Origin of the sequence: Halomonas ventosae, from assembly GCF_004361885.1 — a bacterium.
Taxonomy (GTDB): Bacteria; Pseudomonadota; Gammaproteobacteria; order Pseudomonadales; family Halomonadaceae; genus Halomonas; species Halomonas ventosae_C.
Window position 1 is genome coordinate 18,548 of record NZ_SNWH01000024.1, and the last position, 14,803, is coordinate 33,350.

Genomic DNA, 14,803 nt, shown 5'->3' on the forward strand with positions numbered 1-14,803 from the left:
CCTTGCCTAGTTTTCAGCGGGTGCGGGCGCACCCACCCCACTGTTAAAGGCTGCGCATTCTAATGGCTGACGCCACGCGTCGTCAAGCACTGCGCCTCCCAGGGGAGGCGCAGTGCCGTGACGCGCACGTCAGATCTCGTCGTCGTCCGAGTCCAGGGCGGTGAGCTGGGCGCCCAGCTCCTGCTCGACGTCGTAGGCCGACGGGTGGCGCAGCCGCTCGGCGTCTTCACGCTTGCGGCGACGCTCCGCATGGTGGGTCAGGCCGGTACCGGCCGGGATCAGGCGGCCCACCACCACGTTCTCCTTCAGGCCGCGCAGGTAGTCACGCTTGCCGGTCACCGCCGCCTCGGTCAGCACCCGCGTGGTCTCCTGGAAGGAGGCCGCGGAGATGAACGACTCGGTGGCCAGGCTCGCCTTGGTGATCCCCAGCAGCAGCCGCTGGTACTTGGCCGGGAACTTGTCTTCCTTTTCCAGGCGCGCGTTTTGCTCGAGCACCCGAACCAGTTCGGCCTGATCGCCGGGGATGAAGTCACTGTCACCGGCATCGGTAATCTCCACCTTGCGCAGCATCTGACGCACGATCACCTCGATGTGCTTGTCGTTGATGCCCACGCCCTGCAGGCGGTAGACGTCCTGCACCTCGGTGGTGATGTACTTGGCCAGTTCGGCAATGCCCAGCAGGCGCAGAATGTCGTGCGGGTTGCTCGGACCGTCCGAGATCACCTCACCCTTCTCCACCGACTCGCCCTCGAAAACGGCGATCTGGCGCCACTTGGGGATCAGCATCTCGAACGGATCACCGTCTTCCGGGGTAATGGCCAGGCGCCGCTTGCCCTTGGTCTCCTTGCCGAAGCTGATCACGCCGCTGATCTCGGCAAGGATCGCCGGCTCCTTGGGCTTGCGTGCTTCGAACAGGTCGGCGACCCGCGGCAGACCCCCGGTGATGTCCTTGTTGCCGGTGGCCTCCACCGGGATACGCGCCACCACCTCGCCGACGCCGATCGTTGAGCCGTTATCGACGGTGATGATCGCCTTGCCGGGCAGCGGATACTGCACCGGCGTGTCCGAACCGGATACGGTGACCGGCTTGCCGTCGGCGTCGGTCAGCAGGATCATCGGACGCTTGTCGCGGCCAGCCATGGGCCGCGCCGCCGACTCGATCACCTCGATGGAGGAGAGGCCTGTCATCTCGTCGACGGTGCGGTGCATGGTGACGCCCTCGTCGAGGTCGCTGTACTGCACCCGCCCCTCGGCCTCGGCGATGATCGGGTGGGTGTGGGGGTCCCACTTAGCCACGGCCTGGCCCGCCTCGACACTATCGCCGTCGCGCACATCCAGCTCGGCGCCGTAGGGCAGTTTGTAGTACTCGCGCTCGCGGCCGTGATCATCGGCCACCGCCAGGGCACTGGAGCGGGAGACCACCACCAGCTTGCCGTCAGCGCGCTCGACATACTTGATGTTATGCAGGCGCACCTTGCCGCCATGCTTGACCTGGACGCTGTCCACCGCGGAGGCCCGGGAGGCCGCGCCACCGATGTGGAAGGTGCGCATGGTCAGCTGGGTGCCCGGCTCGCCGATGGACTGGGCAGCAATGACGCCCACGGACTCGCCGATGTTGACCTGGTGGCCGCGCGCCAGGTCACGCCCGTAACAGGCCGAGCAGACACCGTGCGGCGTCTCGCAGGTAATGGTCGAACGCACCACGATCTCGTCGACGCCCATGGTCTCGAGTTCGGCGCACCACTTCTCGTCGAGCAGGGTACCGCGCGGAATCAGCACATCGTCGCTGGCCGGGTCGATGACGTCCTGGGCCACCACGCGACCCAGGACGCGCTGGGCCAGCGAGACGATGATATCGCCGCCCTCGATGACCGGGTGAAGCGTCAGGCCGCGCTCGGTGCCGCAGTCCGGCTCGGTGATCACCATGTCCTGAGCCACGTCGACCAGGCGACGGGTCAGATAACCGGAGTTGGCGGTCTTGAGCGCCGTGTCCGCCAGGCCCTTGCGCGCGCCGTGGGTCGAGATGAAGTACTGCAGGACGTTGAGGCCCTCGCGGAAGTTGGCGACGATCGGGGTCTCGATGATTGAGCCATCGGGCTTGGCCATCAGCCCGCGCATGCCGGCAAGCTGGCGGATCTGGGCGGCGCTACCCCGAGCACCCGAGTCGGCCATGATGAACACGCTGTTGAAGGAGTCCTGCTCGACCTCCTTGCCGTCGCGGTCGACCACGGTCTCCTTGGAGATGCCGGCCATCATCGCCTTGGCCACCTGGTCGTTGGCCCGCGCCCAGATGTCGATGACCTTGTTGTACTTCTCACCGGCGGTGACGAGACCCGAGGAGAACTGGTCCTCGATCTCCTTCACCTCGTCCTCGGCGGCGTCGACAATCTCGGCCTTGGCCTCGGGGATGACGAAGTCGTTGACGCCGATGGAGGCGCCGGACCAGGTGGCCAGGCGGAAGCCGGTGTACATCAGCTGGTCGGCGAAGATCACCGTCGGCTTGAGGCCGGCGCGACGATAGACCTCGTTGATCAGCTTCGAGATGGCCTTCTTCTTCATCGGTTGGTCGACCAGCGCGAAGGGAACACCCTCGGGCAGGATGCGGAACAGCAGCGCACGACCCACTGTGGTGTCATAGAGGCGGCGATGATGGCTTTTCTCGCCGGTCTCCTCGTCGATGTCCACCTCGTCGAGGCGCACCGTGACGCGAGCATGCATCGACACGCTCTGGGTGCCGAAGGCGCGCTCCACCTCATCGAGGCCGGAGAACACCATGCCCTCGCCCTTGGCGTTGATGCGCTCGCGGGTCATGTAATAGAGACCCAGCACCACGTCCTGGGACGGCACGATGATCGGCTCGCCGTTGGCCGGTGACAGCACGTTATTGGTGGCCATCATCAGCGCGCGGGCCTCGAGCTGGGCCTCCAGGGTCAGCGGCACATGCACCGCCATCTGGTCACCGTCGAAGTCGGCGTTGTAGGCGGCACACACCAGCGGGTGCAGCTGGATGGCCTTGCCCTCGATCAACAGCGGCTCGAAGGCCTGAATACCCAGGCGGTGCAGGGTCGGCGCGCGGTTGAGCAGCACCGGATGCTCGCGGATGACGTCGGCGAGGATGTCCCACACCTCCGCTGTCTCGCGCTCGACCATCTTCTTGGCGGCTTTAATGGTCGAGGCATAGCCGAGGCTCTGTAGCTTGGAGTAGATGAACGGCTTGAACAGCTCCAGCGCCATCTTCTTGGGCAGCCCGCACTGGTGCAGGCGCAGGGTCGGGCCCACGGTGATCACCGAGCGGCCGGAGTAGTCGACGCGCTTGCCCAGCAGGTTCTGGCGGAAGCGGCCCTGCTTGCCCTTGATCATGTCGGCCAGGGACTTCAGCGGGCGCTTGTTGGACCCCGTGATGGCCCGGCCGCGACGGCCGTTGTCGAGCAGGGCGTCCACCGACTCCTGCAGCATGCGCTTCTCGTTGCGCACGATGATGTCGGGCGCATTGAGGTCGAGCAGCCGCTTCAAGCGGTTGTTGCGGTTGATCACGCGCCGGTACAGATCGTTGAGGTCCGAGGTCGCGAAGCGGCCGCCGTCCAGCGGCACCAGCGGACGCAGGTCCGGCGGCAACACCGGCAGCACCTCCATGACCATCCATGCCGGGTCATTGCCCGAGCCCTGGAAGGCCTCCAGCAGCTTGAGGCGTTTGGAGAGTTTCTTGATCTTGGTCTCGGAGTTGGTCTGCGGGATCTCTTCGCGCAGGCGACCGATCTCCTCCTCGAGGTCGATGTCCTTGAGCAGCGCCTGGACAGCCTCGGCCCCCATGCGGGCGTCAAAGTCGTCACCAAACTCCTCGAGGGCCTCGAAGTACTGCTCGTCATTGAGCAGTTGGCCACGATCGAGCGTGGTCATGCCCGGATCGATGACCATGAAGCTCTCGAAGTAGAGCACGCGCTCGATATCGCGCAGGGTCATGTCCAGGAACATGCCGATGCGCGACGGTAGCGACTTGAGGAACCAGATGTGGGCGACTGGGCTTGCCAGCTCGATGTGGCCCATGCGCTCGCGGCGCACCGCCGCCTTGGTGACCTCGACGCCGCACTTCTCGCAGATGATGCCGCGATGCTTCATGCGCTTGTACTTGCCGCACAGGCACTCATAGTCCTTCACCGGACCGAAGATCTTGGCGCAGAACAGGCCGTCGCGCTCCGGCTTGAAGGTGCGGTAGTTGATGGTCTCGGGCTTCTTGACCTCGCCGTAGGACCAGGAGCGAATCATGTCCGGCGACGCCAGCGTGATCTTGATCGCGTCGAACTCGTCGGACTGAGACTGCGATTTGAGGACTTTCACCAAATCTTTCATGGGGAGGCTCCTAGCTCTCTAACTCGATATCGATGCCCAGCGAGCGAATTTCCTTCACCAGCACGTTGAAGGACTCCGGCATACCCGCCTGCATGGTGTGGTCGCCGTCCACGATGCTCTTGTACATCTTGGTGCGCCCCTCCACGTCGTCGGACTTGACGGTGAGCATCTCCTGAAGCGTGTAGGCCGCACCGTAGGCCTCCAGGGCCCAGACCTCCATCTCACCGAAGCGCTGACCACCGAACTGCGCCTTGCCGCCCAGCGGCTGCTGGGTCACCAGCGAGTAGGAGCCGGTGGAGCGCGCATGCATCTTGTCATCCACCAGGTGGTTGAGCTTGAGCATGTACATGTAGCCCACGGTCACCGGACGGTCGAAGGCATCGCCGGTACGACCATCGTAGAGGGTCATCTGGCCCGAATCCGGCAGATCGGCCAGGCGCAGCAGGTGCTTGATCTCGTGCTCCTGGGCGCCATCGAACACCGGTGTGGACATGGGCACGCCGCCCTTGAGGTTGTTGGCCAGGGCGATCACCTCCTGGTCGGAGAGCGAGTCGAGATCCTCGACGCGGGTTCCCTGGGTGGTGTTGTAGACCTGCCCCAGGAAGTCGCGGATTTCGGCCACCTGTTGCTCGCGGGCATCGCGCAGCAGCCCCTCGATCTTAACCCCGAGGCCGCGAGCCGCCATGCCTAGGTGGGTTTCGAGGATCTGGCCCACGTTCATCCGCGAGGGCACGCCCAGGGGGTTCAACACCACGTCGATAGGCTCGCCGTTGTCGTCGAAGGGCATGTCCTCGATGGGCATGATCGCCGAGATGACACCCTTATTGCCGTGACGGCCGGCCATCTTGTCGCCCGGCTGCAGGCGGCGCTTGATCGCCAGGTAGACCTTGACGATCTTCAGCACGCCCGGCGCCAGGTCGTCGCCCTGGGTGAGCTTGCGCTTCTTATCCTCGAAGCGCTCGTCCATCTCCTTGCGACGGTTCTCCAGCTGCTCGTCGGCCTGGGCGAGCAGCTCGTTGAAGGTTTCGTCCTGCAGACGCAGCTTGAACCACTGCTGACGCGGCAGCTCCTCGAGGTAGCTGTCGGAGAGCACATCGCCCTTCTTCAGCTTGGGGCCGCCGTTGACGACCTGGCCGGAGAGGGTGCGCTTGAGACGCTCGAAGGTGGCATCCTCAGCGATGCGGTAGGTTTCCTGAAGGTCCTTGCGCACCTCGTCGAGCTGCATCTGTTCGATGGAGAGTGCCCGGGAGTCCTTCTCCACGCCGTCGCGGGTGAACACCTGGACATCGATGACCGTACCCTTCATGCCGGTGGGAGCACGCAGCGAGGTGTCCTTCACGTCGCTGGCCTTCTCGCCGAAGATGGCGCGCAGCAGCTTTTCTTCCGGGGTCAGCTGGGTCTCGCCCTTGGGCGTGACCTTGCCCACCAGGATATCGCCGGCGCCCACCTCGGCACCGATATAGACCACCCCGGCCTCATCCAGCTTGCCCAGCGCCGACTCGCCGACGTTGGGGATGTCGGAAGTGATCTCCTCCGGCCCCAGCTTGGTGTCACGCGATACGCAGGTCAGTTCCTGGATGTGGATGGTAGTGAAGCGATCTTCCTGAACCGTCCGCTCGGAGAGCAGGATGGAGTCCTCGAAGTTGTAGCCATTCCACGGCATGAAGGCGATGCGCATGTTCTGACCCAGCGCCAGGTCGCCCATGTCTACCGAGGGACCATCGGCAAGGATATCGCCGCGCGCCACGCTGTCGCCGGGGCGCACGATGGGCCGCTGGTTCTGGCAGGTGTTCTGGTTGGAGCGCAGGTACTTGGTCAGGTTGTAGATGTCGACGCCGGCCTCGCCGCCGATGATCTCCTCCTCGCTGACCCGCACCACAATGCGCTTGGCATCGACCGAATCGATCACCCCGCCGCGACGCGCCACCTCGCAGACGCCGGAGTCACGCGCCACGAAGCGCTCCATGCCGGTGCCCACCAGCGGCTTGTCGGCACGCAGGGTCGGCACGGCCTGACGCTGCATGTTGGCCCCCATCAGGGCGCGGTTAGCATCGTCGTGCTCGAGGAACGGGATCAAGGCCGCCGCCACCGAGACCACCTGGCGCGGCGACACGTCCATCAGGGTGACCTGCTCGGGACGCATGAAGGTGGTCTCGCCACGGTGGCGAACCTGCACCAGGTCATCGACCAGCTTGTTTGATTCGTCGACGGTGGCAGAGGCCTGGGCGATGACGAAGTCGCCCTCCTCGATGGCCGAGAGATGCACCACGTCATCGGTCACCTGGCTATCCACGACCTTACGGTACGGCGTCTCGAGGAAGCCGTAGCTGTTGGTGTGACTGTAAGTGGCCAGGGAGTTGATCAGGCCGATGTTCGGACCTTCCGGCGTCTCGATCGGACACAGGCGGCCATAGTGGGTGGCGTGGACGTCACGCACCTCGAAACCGGCCCGCTCACGGGTCAACCCGCCTGGGCCGAGCGCCGAGACGCGCCGCTTGTGGGTGACCTCGGAGAGTGGGTTGTTCTGGTCCATGAACTGCGAGAGCTGGCTCGAGCCGAAGAACTCCTTGACCGCCGCCGCTACCGGCTTGGCGTTGATCAGGTCCTGCGGCATCAGGCCTTCGCTCTCGGCCATGGAGAGACGCTCCTTGACCGCACGCTCGACACGCACCAGGCCCACGCGGAACTGGTTCTCGGCCATCTCGCCGACGCAGCGGATGCGACGGTTGCCCAGATGGTCGATGTCGTCGACATCACCAAAACCATTACGGATGGCGATCATCTCGCGCAACACGTCGAGGATGTCCTGCTGGTTCAGCACGCCAGAGCCGGTGTCGCTGTCGCGACGCAGGCGGCGGTTGAACTTCATGCGGCCCACACCCGAGAGATCGTAGCGGTCCTCGCTGAAGAACAGGTTGTTGAACAGCGTCTCGGCGGCTTCCTTGGTGGGTGGCTCGCCGGGGCGCATCATGCGGTAGATCTCGACCAGCGCCTCGAGGCGGGACCCGGTAGTGTCCAGCTTGAGGGTGTCGGAGATGAAGGGGCCACAGTCGAGGTCGTTGGTATACAACGTCTCGAGAGTGGTGATGCCCGCCTGAGCGATCTTCTCCAGCAGCTCGGGGGTGATCTCGGTGTTGCAAGGGCAGATCAGCTCGCCGGTGTTGGGGTCGACCTGGTCCTTGGCCAGGGTCTTGCCGTACAGGTAGCCCATCGGCACGTCGAGGCGCTCGAGGCCAGCCTTCTCCAGCTGACGGATGTGCTTCTGGGTGATCCGGCGACCCTCCTCGACGACCACGTTGCCATCGCCGTCCTTGATGTCGAAGGTGGCGGTCTCACCGCGCAGGCGCGAGGGCACCAGATCCATGGAGAGGCCGGAGGTCTCGATATGGAAAGTGCTAAACTCGAAGAACTCGTCGAGAATTTCCTCGGCGCTCATGCCCAGGGCACGCAGCAGCACCGTGGCCGGCAGCTTGCGGCGACGGTCGATGCGCACGAAGACGTTGTCCTTGGGATCGAACTCGAAGTCGAGCCAGGAACCACGGTAGGGGATCACCCGAGCAGAGTACAAGAGCTTCCCGGAGGAATGGCTCTTGCCCTTGTCATGGTCGAAGAACACGCCCGGCGAGCGATGCAGCTGGGAGACGATCACGCGCTCGGTACCATTGATAACGAAGGTGCCGTTCTCGGTCATCAGGGGGATCTCCCCCATGTAGACTTCCTGCTCCTTGATGTCCTTGATCGCCTTGTTCGACGAATCCTTGTCGTAGATGATCAGGCGAACCTTAACGCGCAGGGGGGCCGAATAGGTGACGCCACGCAGCTGGCACTCCTTGACGTCGAAGGCCGGAGTGCCGAAACGGTAGCTGACATACTCCAGGGCAGCATTGCCGGAGAAGCTCGCGATCGGGAAGACCGACTTGAAGGCGGCATGTAGGCCGATTTCAAGGCGTTCTTCGGGTGAGCGATCCTGCTGGAGAAATTCGTAGTAGGAATCAAGCTGGATGGCCAGCAGGTAAGGCACATCCATTACTTGGGGCAGTTTGCCGAAATCCTTGCGGATGCGTTTTTTCTCAGTGTATGAGTAAGCCATCTGTATTCCCCAGCTTGTTCACCATGGGTGACCGATGCGTATCGGCGTCACCTGACGGGTACGGCGCCGTCAGGCGCTGACGGCAAGCCTCCACCAGGAAGCTCGCCGTCGGAATTCGGCTAGTCGGGAGCCCGGAGGCAACCGGCTAGTGACAACAGAAAAAGGCCGGCAGCGGGTGTTCCGCCACCAGCCATGGAAGCTTACGCTGCGCGTGAAGCCATGGGCACAAGGGTTACTTGAGCTCCACGCTCGCGCCGGCCTCTTCCAGCTTCTTCTTCGCCGCTTCGGCGTCGTCCTTGGACAGGCCTTCCTTGATGGTGGCCGGTGCGCCATCGACGGCACCCTTGGCTTCCTTGAGGCCCAGGCCGGTGATCTCGCGAACCGCCTTGATCACGTTGACCTTCTTGTCGCCAACGCCGGTCAGCACGACGTCGAACTCGGTCTGCTCTTCCTCGACAGCCGCTTCACCGCCACCCGGGCCAGCCACCACGGCTGCGGCAGCCGAGACCCCGAACTTCTCTTCCATGGCCTCGATCAGCTCGGCCACTTCCATCACGGACATGTCGGCGACGGCGTTGATGATATCTTCTTTGGTCAGTGCCATTGTCTAGATTCCTAACTTTTCAGGAGCCTCGCCATCGCGATGGCTCGGAGATTCAATGTTCGATTCGGACTGAGCGCGAGAGTTCGCCGTTCAGGCGGCCTCTGCCTGCTTCTGGTCGCGCAGCGCCGCAAGGGTACGGACCAGCTTGCCGGCAGACGCTTCCTTCATGACGGACATCAGCTTGGCGATTGCCTCATCGTAGGTCGGCAGGGTTGCCAGACGGTCGATGTCGCTTGCCGGGATCAGCTCACCTTCGTAGGCCAGCGCCTTGACTTCGAAATCCTTCTGAGCCTTGGCGAACTCCTTGAACAGACGGGCGGCGGCGCCCGGGTGCTCGTAGGAGAAAGCCAGCATGGTCGGTCCAGAGAAGGTCTCGTCCAGGATCTCCCAGGGAGTTCCGGACAGGGCGCGGCGTGCCAGGGTGTTGCGGACAACACGGATCTGCACGCCATTCTCGCGGGCCTGCTTGCGCAGGTCGGTCATTGCGCTGACCGCGACGCCACGAGAATCGGCAACGACGACGGAGAGCGCCTCCTTGGCCGCTTCACTGACCTGGGCAACAATTGCCTTCTTGCCTTCGAGTGCTAGTGGCACAGTGATCACTCCTTCGTGCCGGAACCTCGCGAGAGGATTCCGGTGGTTACCATCTCTCCCGACCCACGGCCGAGAGTCCTGGGTGATGGTGCTCACCAGAGAGCTGGCGGCCACACCATCTGCGCAGGCCTTCCCGAAGGAAGATTAAGCCGTGCTCACATGAAGCGCGGCACCTGCGGTCTTTGACGATGCCCCGCCGGCGAGGTAGCCCGGCACGGGGACCGCAAAGTTCCTGCCATCGTTTCGATCGTCGCTCGATCACGCCAGGGCGGAATGATCGATGGTCAGCCCCGGGCCCATGGTGGAGGACAGGGTGACCTTCTTGAGATAGATGCCCTTGGACGTGCTTGGCTTGAGCCGCTTCAGGTCGGCGACCAGCGCCTCCAAGTTGCCCTGGATGGCGGCAGCGTCGAAATCGACCTTGCCAAGGGTGGTGTGGATGATGCCGTTCTTGTCGGTACGGAAACGCACCTGACCGGCTTTGGCGTTCCTGACCGCGGTGGCCACGTCGGCCGTGACGGTGCCGACCTTGGGGTTCGGCATCAGGCCGCGCGGACCGAGGATCTGGCCCAACTGGCCGACAACACGCATGGCGTCCGGCGAGGCGATGACCACGTCGAAGTCGAGCTGACCTTTCCTGACCTGCTCGGCCAGGTCGTCCATGCCGACGATATCGGCACCCGCTTCCTTGGCGGCATCGACGTTAGCGCCCTGGGTAAAGACCGCGACGCGCACGTCCTTACCGGTACCGTTGGGCATGACGGTGGCGCCACGCACGACCTGGTCGGACTTACGCGGATCGACGCCCAGATTGATGGCGACGTCAAGCGACTCCTTGAACTTGACGGTGGACAGCTCGGAGAGCAGGGCCACGGCCTCGTCGAGGGAGTAGGTGCGATTGGTGTCGACCCGCTCGCGAATCATCTGTGCGCGCTTGGTGAGCTTGGCCATAATCAGAGACCCTCCACGTTCAGGCCCATGCTGCGGGCACTACCGGCAATGGTACGCACCGCGGCGTCGAGATCGGCAGCCGTCAGATCGGGCTCCTTGGTCTTGGCGATCTCCTCGAGCTGCTCGCGTGTCACGGTGCCGACCTTGGTCTTGTTCGGCTCGCCGGAGCCGGACTTGATGCCAGCCGCCTTCTTCAGCAGGACAGCCGCGGGTGGGGTCTTGGTGATAAAGGTGAAGCTGCGGTCCGAGTAGACGGTGATGACCACGGGGGTCGGCAGGCCCGGTTCGATATCCTGAGTCGCGGCGTTAAACGCCTTGCAGAACTCCATGATGTTGACGCCGTGCTGGCCCAGCGCGGGGCCCACGGGGGGACTCGGGTTGGCCTTGCCAGCTGCGACCTGCAGCTTGATGTAAGCCTGTACTTTTTTGGCCATGTTGGACTCCAGTTGGGTAGTAGCGCCTTGCGGCTCCCCGGATTACGTAGCCACCCGTCGGGTGGCTGCCACGAAACAGCCAGGAGGGGAAGATTACTCCTTCTCGACCTGGGCAAACTCCAGCTCGACGGGCGTGGAGCGGCCGAAGATCAGCACGCTGACCTGCACACGGCTCTTGTCGTAGTTGACCTCCTCGACGACCCCGTTGAAGTCGGCGAAGGGTCCGTCGATGACGCGCACCGACTGCCCCGGCTCGAAAAGCGTCTTGGGCTTCGGCTTGTCGGTGCCGTCCTTGACCCGGCTAAGGATGGCATCGGCCTCCTTGCGGGTGATCGGGGCCGGCTTCTCCTTGGTGCCACCGATGAACCCCATGACGCGCGGGGTCTCGTTGACCAGATGCCAGGTCTCGTCATCCATCTCCATCTCGACCAGCACGTAGCCGGGATAGAACTTGCGCTCGCTCTTGCGACGCTTGCCGTCACGCACCTCGACGACCTCTTCGGTGGGCACCAGGATCTCGCCAAAACGATCCTCCATGCCATGCATCTTCACACGCTCGATAAGCGAGCGCATGACATGCTTTTCGAAGCCGGAGTAGGCGTGGACGACATACCAACGCTTGGACATGAAAACTCCTAACCGATGACGCCGGACATCGCCCAGCCAAGAAGGGTGTCGATCAGCCACAACATCAGCCCGACCACGAGCACGGCCACCAACACGATGGCGGTGGTCTGCACGGTTTCCTGACGCGTCGGCCAGACGACACGCTGAATTTCCTTCTTCGCACTCCTGGCCAGCTCGACCAGATCACGACCCTTGGTCGTGGTCAGCGCCACCAACGCCGCCCCCACGCTGAGCACGACGACTCCAAGCACACGATAGAGAAGCGCCTGGTCGGCGAAATAGGTATTGCCAACCACGGCGAGCACCAACAGAGTGACGACAACCGCCCACTTGAGCCCGTCGTGGCGCGACTCCTGCACCTCGGCGTTATGCTTCATGGAAACGAGACTCCTCAGGTGCGGCAATCGAAACATGAAAGTATATGAGATATCGCCAGCCTGGGGAAGACTGGCAGGCCAGGAGGGAATCGAACCCCCAACCTGCGGTTTTGGAGACCGCTGCTCTGCCAATTGAGCTACTGGCCTGTATCTGCTCTTGCAACCCGCCCTTTGCAGGCGGCCTGTACGACAGCGGGCGCCATGATAGCGAAAGTCGCTTTATCTGGCAACCCTTTCTCCGGTGATCAGTCACATCAGGAAGAAGAAAGAGAAAAGGCGAGCAAGGCTCGCCTTTTCGATATGGAGCTCATGGACGGATTTGAACCGTCGACCTCACCCTTACCAAGGGTGTGCTCTACCCCTGAGCTACATGAGCAAAAACGGAAGACCTCTTGACAGGATGCCTGGAGCGGGCAGCGGGGATCGAACCCGCATCATCAGCTTGGAAGGCTGAGGTTCTACCATTGAACTATGCCCGCTGGTCCACTCTTGCGCGCCACCACTCGACCTGTCGGGTGCGGCTAAACCTGGTGGAGGGGGAAGGATTCGAACCTTCGAAGCTTTCGCGGCAGATTTACAGTCTGCTCCCTTTGGCCACTCGGGAACCCCTCCAGCTGGCGATGTATTCTACCGCCTATCTTTCCGGTGTCAAGTGATTGTTTTCCTTGCCTCTTGAGCAACCTCGCATACCTGGCGAGCATGCATATCCGGAACGCGGCGAATTGTGTCAAAGCAGTATCGAGAATGCAAGCGCGGCCCGTATCTTTTCCAGGGCCGCCGGCGAGGTTACCTTGGGCGCCCCGGACATATGACCCGCCCGCTCGGCCGCGGTCAGCGGGAAACAGGCCTCAAGTCCGCCATAGACCATGTCCGGCCAGAGTGCATGAGGCATCTGAATACCCCGCGACACAACCCGTGCGTCACCGCCGGTCAGTATCATCGGCAATGCCACCCCCTGCTGATCACAGACTTCGCTATAAATGCGATTGACCGCGCTCACTGCCGCCATATAAATACCATGATTGACCGCCTCAACGGTCCGCCTGCCTGGGACCAGCAACTCTTCTGCCTCACTGTCCGGGTCGATGGCCACATTGCGCGTGCCAAGCTTCAGACTCTCCTTCATCAGCCGCAACCCAGGCAGAATATACCCCCCCAGGTGACGCCCACCAGGCAGTACGAAGTCGATAGTGATCGCGCTTCCGCAATCCACGGCACAGCAGCCCCCAGCCAGCTGATAGCTCGCCAGGACGCCCATCCAGCGATCGACGCCCAGCCGACCGGACTCCTCATAGCCGTTGGTGACGCCCAAGGCCTCGGGCGTTGAGCGCGCCACATGTACAGTCCCGACGCGATGGCGCAGCAGTGCCACTGTCTCCTTGAGCACCGCCTTGCGTGCCACGCTAGAGATACGTACCGCCTCTACGACATCAAGATCCGGGATATCCGCGCCTGGTCGCCATTCCTCGCGGGTCCAAACCGCTCCGCGGGAACGGATCTCACTGCTATCGGCATCCTTGAGTCGCCACTTGGAGAGAGTATTGCCGATATCGAGGTCGAGGATCATGTGCGTCTCCGCACGCTGATCTCGCCACCGGCAAGCCGCACTGGCCGCCCATCCTGATGCACCCACAGGTTGCCGGTCTCGTCCACCTCTCCGGCGGTCGCCGATTCTCGGGTGCCACCTTGGAGGATATCCACCTCGCAACCGACGAAGGCGTGTCGGGCATTCCAGTCGTCACGCCAGGCAGCAAACCTCTGCCGTTCGAACTCCGCCAGCAGGGGTAGCAATTCATCCAGCAGCTGGGTGGCCAAGATATTGCGAGAGAGCGCTGGGGCCTGGTCATGAACCGCTGCGACGGCCTGGTCGATACCCTCACGAAATGCCGCAGGCAGGTCAACATTGATGCCCATGCCCACCACGACCTCGCAGGGGCCGGCAGCATCCCCGTTGACCTCCACCAGGATGCCGGCCAGTTTGCCGAGCGCTCCGCCCGGTCTTTCCAGCAGCACATCGTTGGGCCACTTGAGGCGGGGTTTGAGGCCATGGCGCTCAAGCACCTTGGCGAGTGCCACCCCTAGCGCCAGGCTTAACCCCTCCAGCGAAGACACCCCCCCCTCGACCCGCCAACCAAGCGAAAGCATCAGGGTGCGTCCCCAAGGAGTCACCCAGGAACGCCCTCGCCGTCCCCGTCCCTCGCTCTGCTGCTCCACCAGGCAGACTTCACCATGCCCAGCCCCCTGTACAAAGCGTTCGCGCAGGAATGAGTTGCTGGATGGCAGGCTCTCCTCGACGAACAGTCGCGTGAGATGGATACTCGCTTCAGGTGAGAGACCGGCGGCAATGCTTCCGCCATTCAGGAGCTCTAGGCGTTCGGCCAGGCGATATCCCTGGCCCTTGACAGCCTCCATGGCAATGCCCAGGGACTCGAGCTTCTGCAACTGCTTCCATACTGCCGCCCGCGACACGCCTAGCCGCTCGCCCAGCTGCTCGCCAGAGTGAAATTCGCCATCGCTCAGGAGGCGGATCAGATCACTAATGGTCATACTCATGCTCCTGACGAGAAACATGCCATTCTAGCGGATGCGTCCATCGCCCGGAAACGCCAACGACTAAAGTGGATAAAGCGACATGAATGACGAGCCACCCATAAAAAAACCCCGAGCTCAAATGAACTCGGGGTTTTTTTCGGGATAAGTGCCTGACGATGACCTACTCTCGCATGGGGAGGCCCCACACTACCATCGGCGCTGAGCGGTTTCACTGCTGAGTTCGGCA

General features: G+C 63.1%; 10 protein-coding genes, 4 tRNA genes and 1 rRNA gene. All 15 read right to left on the reverse strand.

The window, feature by feature from the left end:
- Positions 1 to 129: 129 nt before the first annotated feature.
- Positions 130 to 4,347: a DNA-directed RNA polymerase subunit beta' gene (gene rpoC, locus DFO68_RS13495; protein WP_133484162.1), complete on the reverse strand. Its 4,218-nt coding sequence runs from the start codon at positions 4,345 to 4,347 to the stop codon at positions 130 to 132.
- Positions 4,348 to 4,357: 10 nt separating this feature from the next.
- Positions 4,358 to 8,437: a DNA-directed RNA polymerase subunit beta gene (gene rpoB / locus DFO68_RS13500; protein ID WP_133484163.1), complete on the reverse strand. Its 4,080-nt coding sequence runs from the start codon at positions 8,435 to 8,437 to the stop codon at positions 4,358 to 4,360.
- Positions 8,438 to 8,669: 232 nt separating this feature from the next.
- Positions 8,670 to 9,041, reverse strand: coding sequence for a 50S ribosomal protein L7/L12 (gene rplL, locus DFO68_RS13505; RefSeq protein ID WP_133484164.1), 372 nt, complete (start codon positions 9,039 to 9,041; stop codon positions 8,670 to 8,672).
- Between the two features lie 90 nt (positions 9,042 to 9,131).
- Positions 9,132 to 9,635 (reverse strand): 50S ribosomal protein L10, encoded by a 504-nt coding sequence (gene rplJ / locus DFO68_RS13510; protein WP_133484165.1) that lies wholly within the window; start codon positions 9,633 to 9,635, stop codon positions 9,132 to 9,134.
- A 258-nt stretch (positions 9,636 to 9,893) separates the two neighbouring features.
- Positions 9,894 to 10,586 (reverse strand): 50S ribosomal protein L1, encoded by a 693-nt coding sequence (rplA, locus tag DFO68_RS13515; RefSeq protein WP_133484166.1) that lies wholly within the window; start codon positions 10,584 to 10,586, stop codon positions 9,894 to 9,896.
- A gap of 2 nt (positions 10,587 to 10,588) precedes the next feature.
- On the reverse strand, positions 10,589 to 11,020 hold the full coding sequence (gene rplK / locus DFO68_RS13520; protein ID WP_133484167.1) for a 50S ribosomal protein L11: 432 nt from the start codon (positions 11,018 to 11,020) through the stop codon (positions 10,589 to 10,591).
- A gap of 93 nt (positions 11,021 to 11,113) precedes the next feature.
- Positions 11,114 to 11,647: a transcription termination/antitermination protein NusG gene (gene nusG / locus DFO68_RS13525; RefSeq protein WP_040183153.1), complete on the reverse strand. Its 534-nt coding sequence runs from the start codon at positions 11,645 to 11,647 to the stop codon at positions 11,114 to 11,116.
- An 8-nt stretch (positions 11,648 to 11,655) separates the two neighbouring features.
- Entirely contained in the window at positions 11,656 to 12,024 is a 369-nt protein-coding gene (secE, locus tag DFO68_RS13530) for a preprotein translocase subunit SecE (RefSeq protein WP_166637580.1), read from the reverse strand.
- A gap of 71 nt (positions 12,025 to 12,095) precedes the next feature.
- Positions 12,096 to 12,171 (reverse strand) — tRNA-Trp (locus DFO68_RS13535).
- A 154-nt stretch (positions 12,172 to 12,325) separates the two neighbouring features.
- Positions 12,326 to 12,400 (reverse strand) — tRNA-Thr (locus tag DFO68_RS13540).
- Positions 12,401 to 12,429: 29 nt separating this feature from the next.
- Positions 12,430 to 12,503 (reverse strand) — tRNA-Gly (locus DFO68_RS13545).
- A gap of 49 nt (positions 12,504 to 12,552) precedes the next feature.
- Positions 12,553 to 12,636: transfer RNA gene (locus DFO68_RS13550), tRNA-Tyr, on the reverse strand.
- Positions 12,637 to 12,751: 115 nt separating this feature from the next.
- Positions 12,752 to 13,591 carry a type III pantothenate kinase gene (locus tag DFO68_RS13555; RefSeq protein WP_133484169.1) on the reverse strand — a complete coding sequence of 280 codons (840 nt, stop codon included), beginning with the start codon at positions 13,589 to 13,591 and terminating at the stop codon, positions 12,752 to 12,754.
- Positions 13,588 to 14,571: a biotin--[acetyl-CoA-carboxylase] ligase gene (locus DFO68_RS13560; protein ID WP_133484170.1), complete on the reverse strand. Its 984-nt coding sequence runs from the start codon at positions 14,569 to 14,571 to the stop codon at positions 13,588 to 13,590. The genes DFO68_RS13555 and DFO68_RS13560 overlap by 4 nt, the downstream gene beginning before the upstream one ends.
- 153 nt (positions 14,572 to 14,724) lie before the next feature.
- Positions 14,725 to 14,803 (reverse strand): 5S ribosomal RNA (rrf, locus tag DFO68_RS16090); the annotation flags it as partial.

Excerpts from the sequence above, each read along its gene's own strand:
- rpoC (WP_133484162.1), bottom strand. The coding sequence starts at position 4,347 with ATGAAAGATTTGGTGAAAGTCCTCAAATCGCAGTCTCAGTCCGACGAG.
- rpoB (WP_133484163.1), bottom strand. The coding sequence starts at position 8,437 with ATGGCTTACTCATACACTGAGAAAAAACGCATCCGCAAGGATTTCGGC.
- rplL (WP_133484164.1), bottom strand. The coding sequence starts at position 9,041 with ATGGCACTGACCAAAGAAGATATCATCAACGCCGTCGCCGACATGTCC.
- rplA (WP_133484166.1), bottom strand. The coding sequence starts at position 10,586 with ATGGCCAAGCTCACCAAGCGCGCACAGATGATTCGCGAGCGGGTCGAC.
- rplK (WP_133484167.1), bottom strand. The coding sequence starts at position 11,020 with ATGGCCAAAAAAGTACAGGCTTACATCAAGCTGCAGGTCGCAGCTGGC.
- nusG (WP_040183153.1), bottom strand. The coding sequence starts at position 11,647 with ATGTCCAAGCGTTGGTATGTCGTCCACGCCTACTCCGGCTTCGAAAAG.
- secE (WP_166637580.1), bottom strand. The coding sequence starts at position 12,024 with ATGAAGCATAACGCCGAGGTGCAGGAGTCGCGCCACGACGGGCTCAAG.
- DFO68_RS13555 (WP_133484169.1), bottom strand. The coding sequence starts at position 13,591 with ATGATCCTCGACCTCGATATCGGCAATACTCTCTCCAAGTGGCGACTC.
- DFO68_RS13560 (WP_133484170.1), bottom strand. The coding sequence starts at position 14,571 with ATGACCATTAGTGATCTGATCCGCCTCCTGAGCGATGGCGAATTTCAC.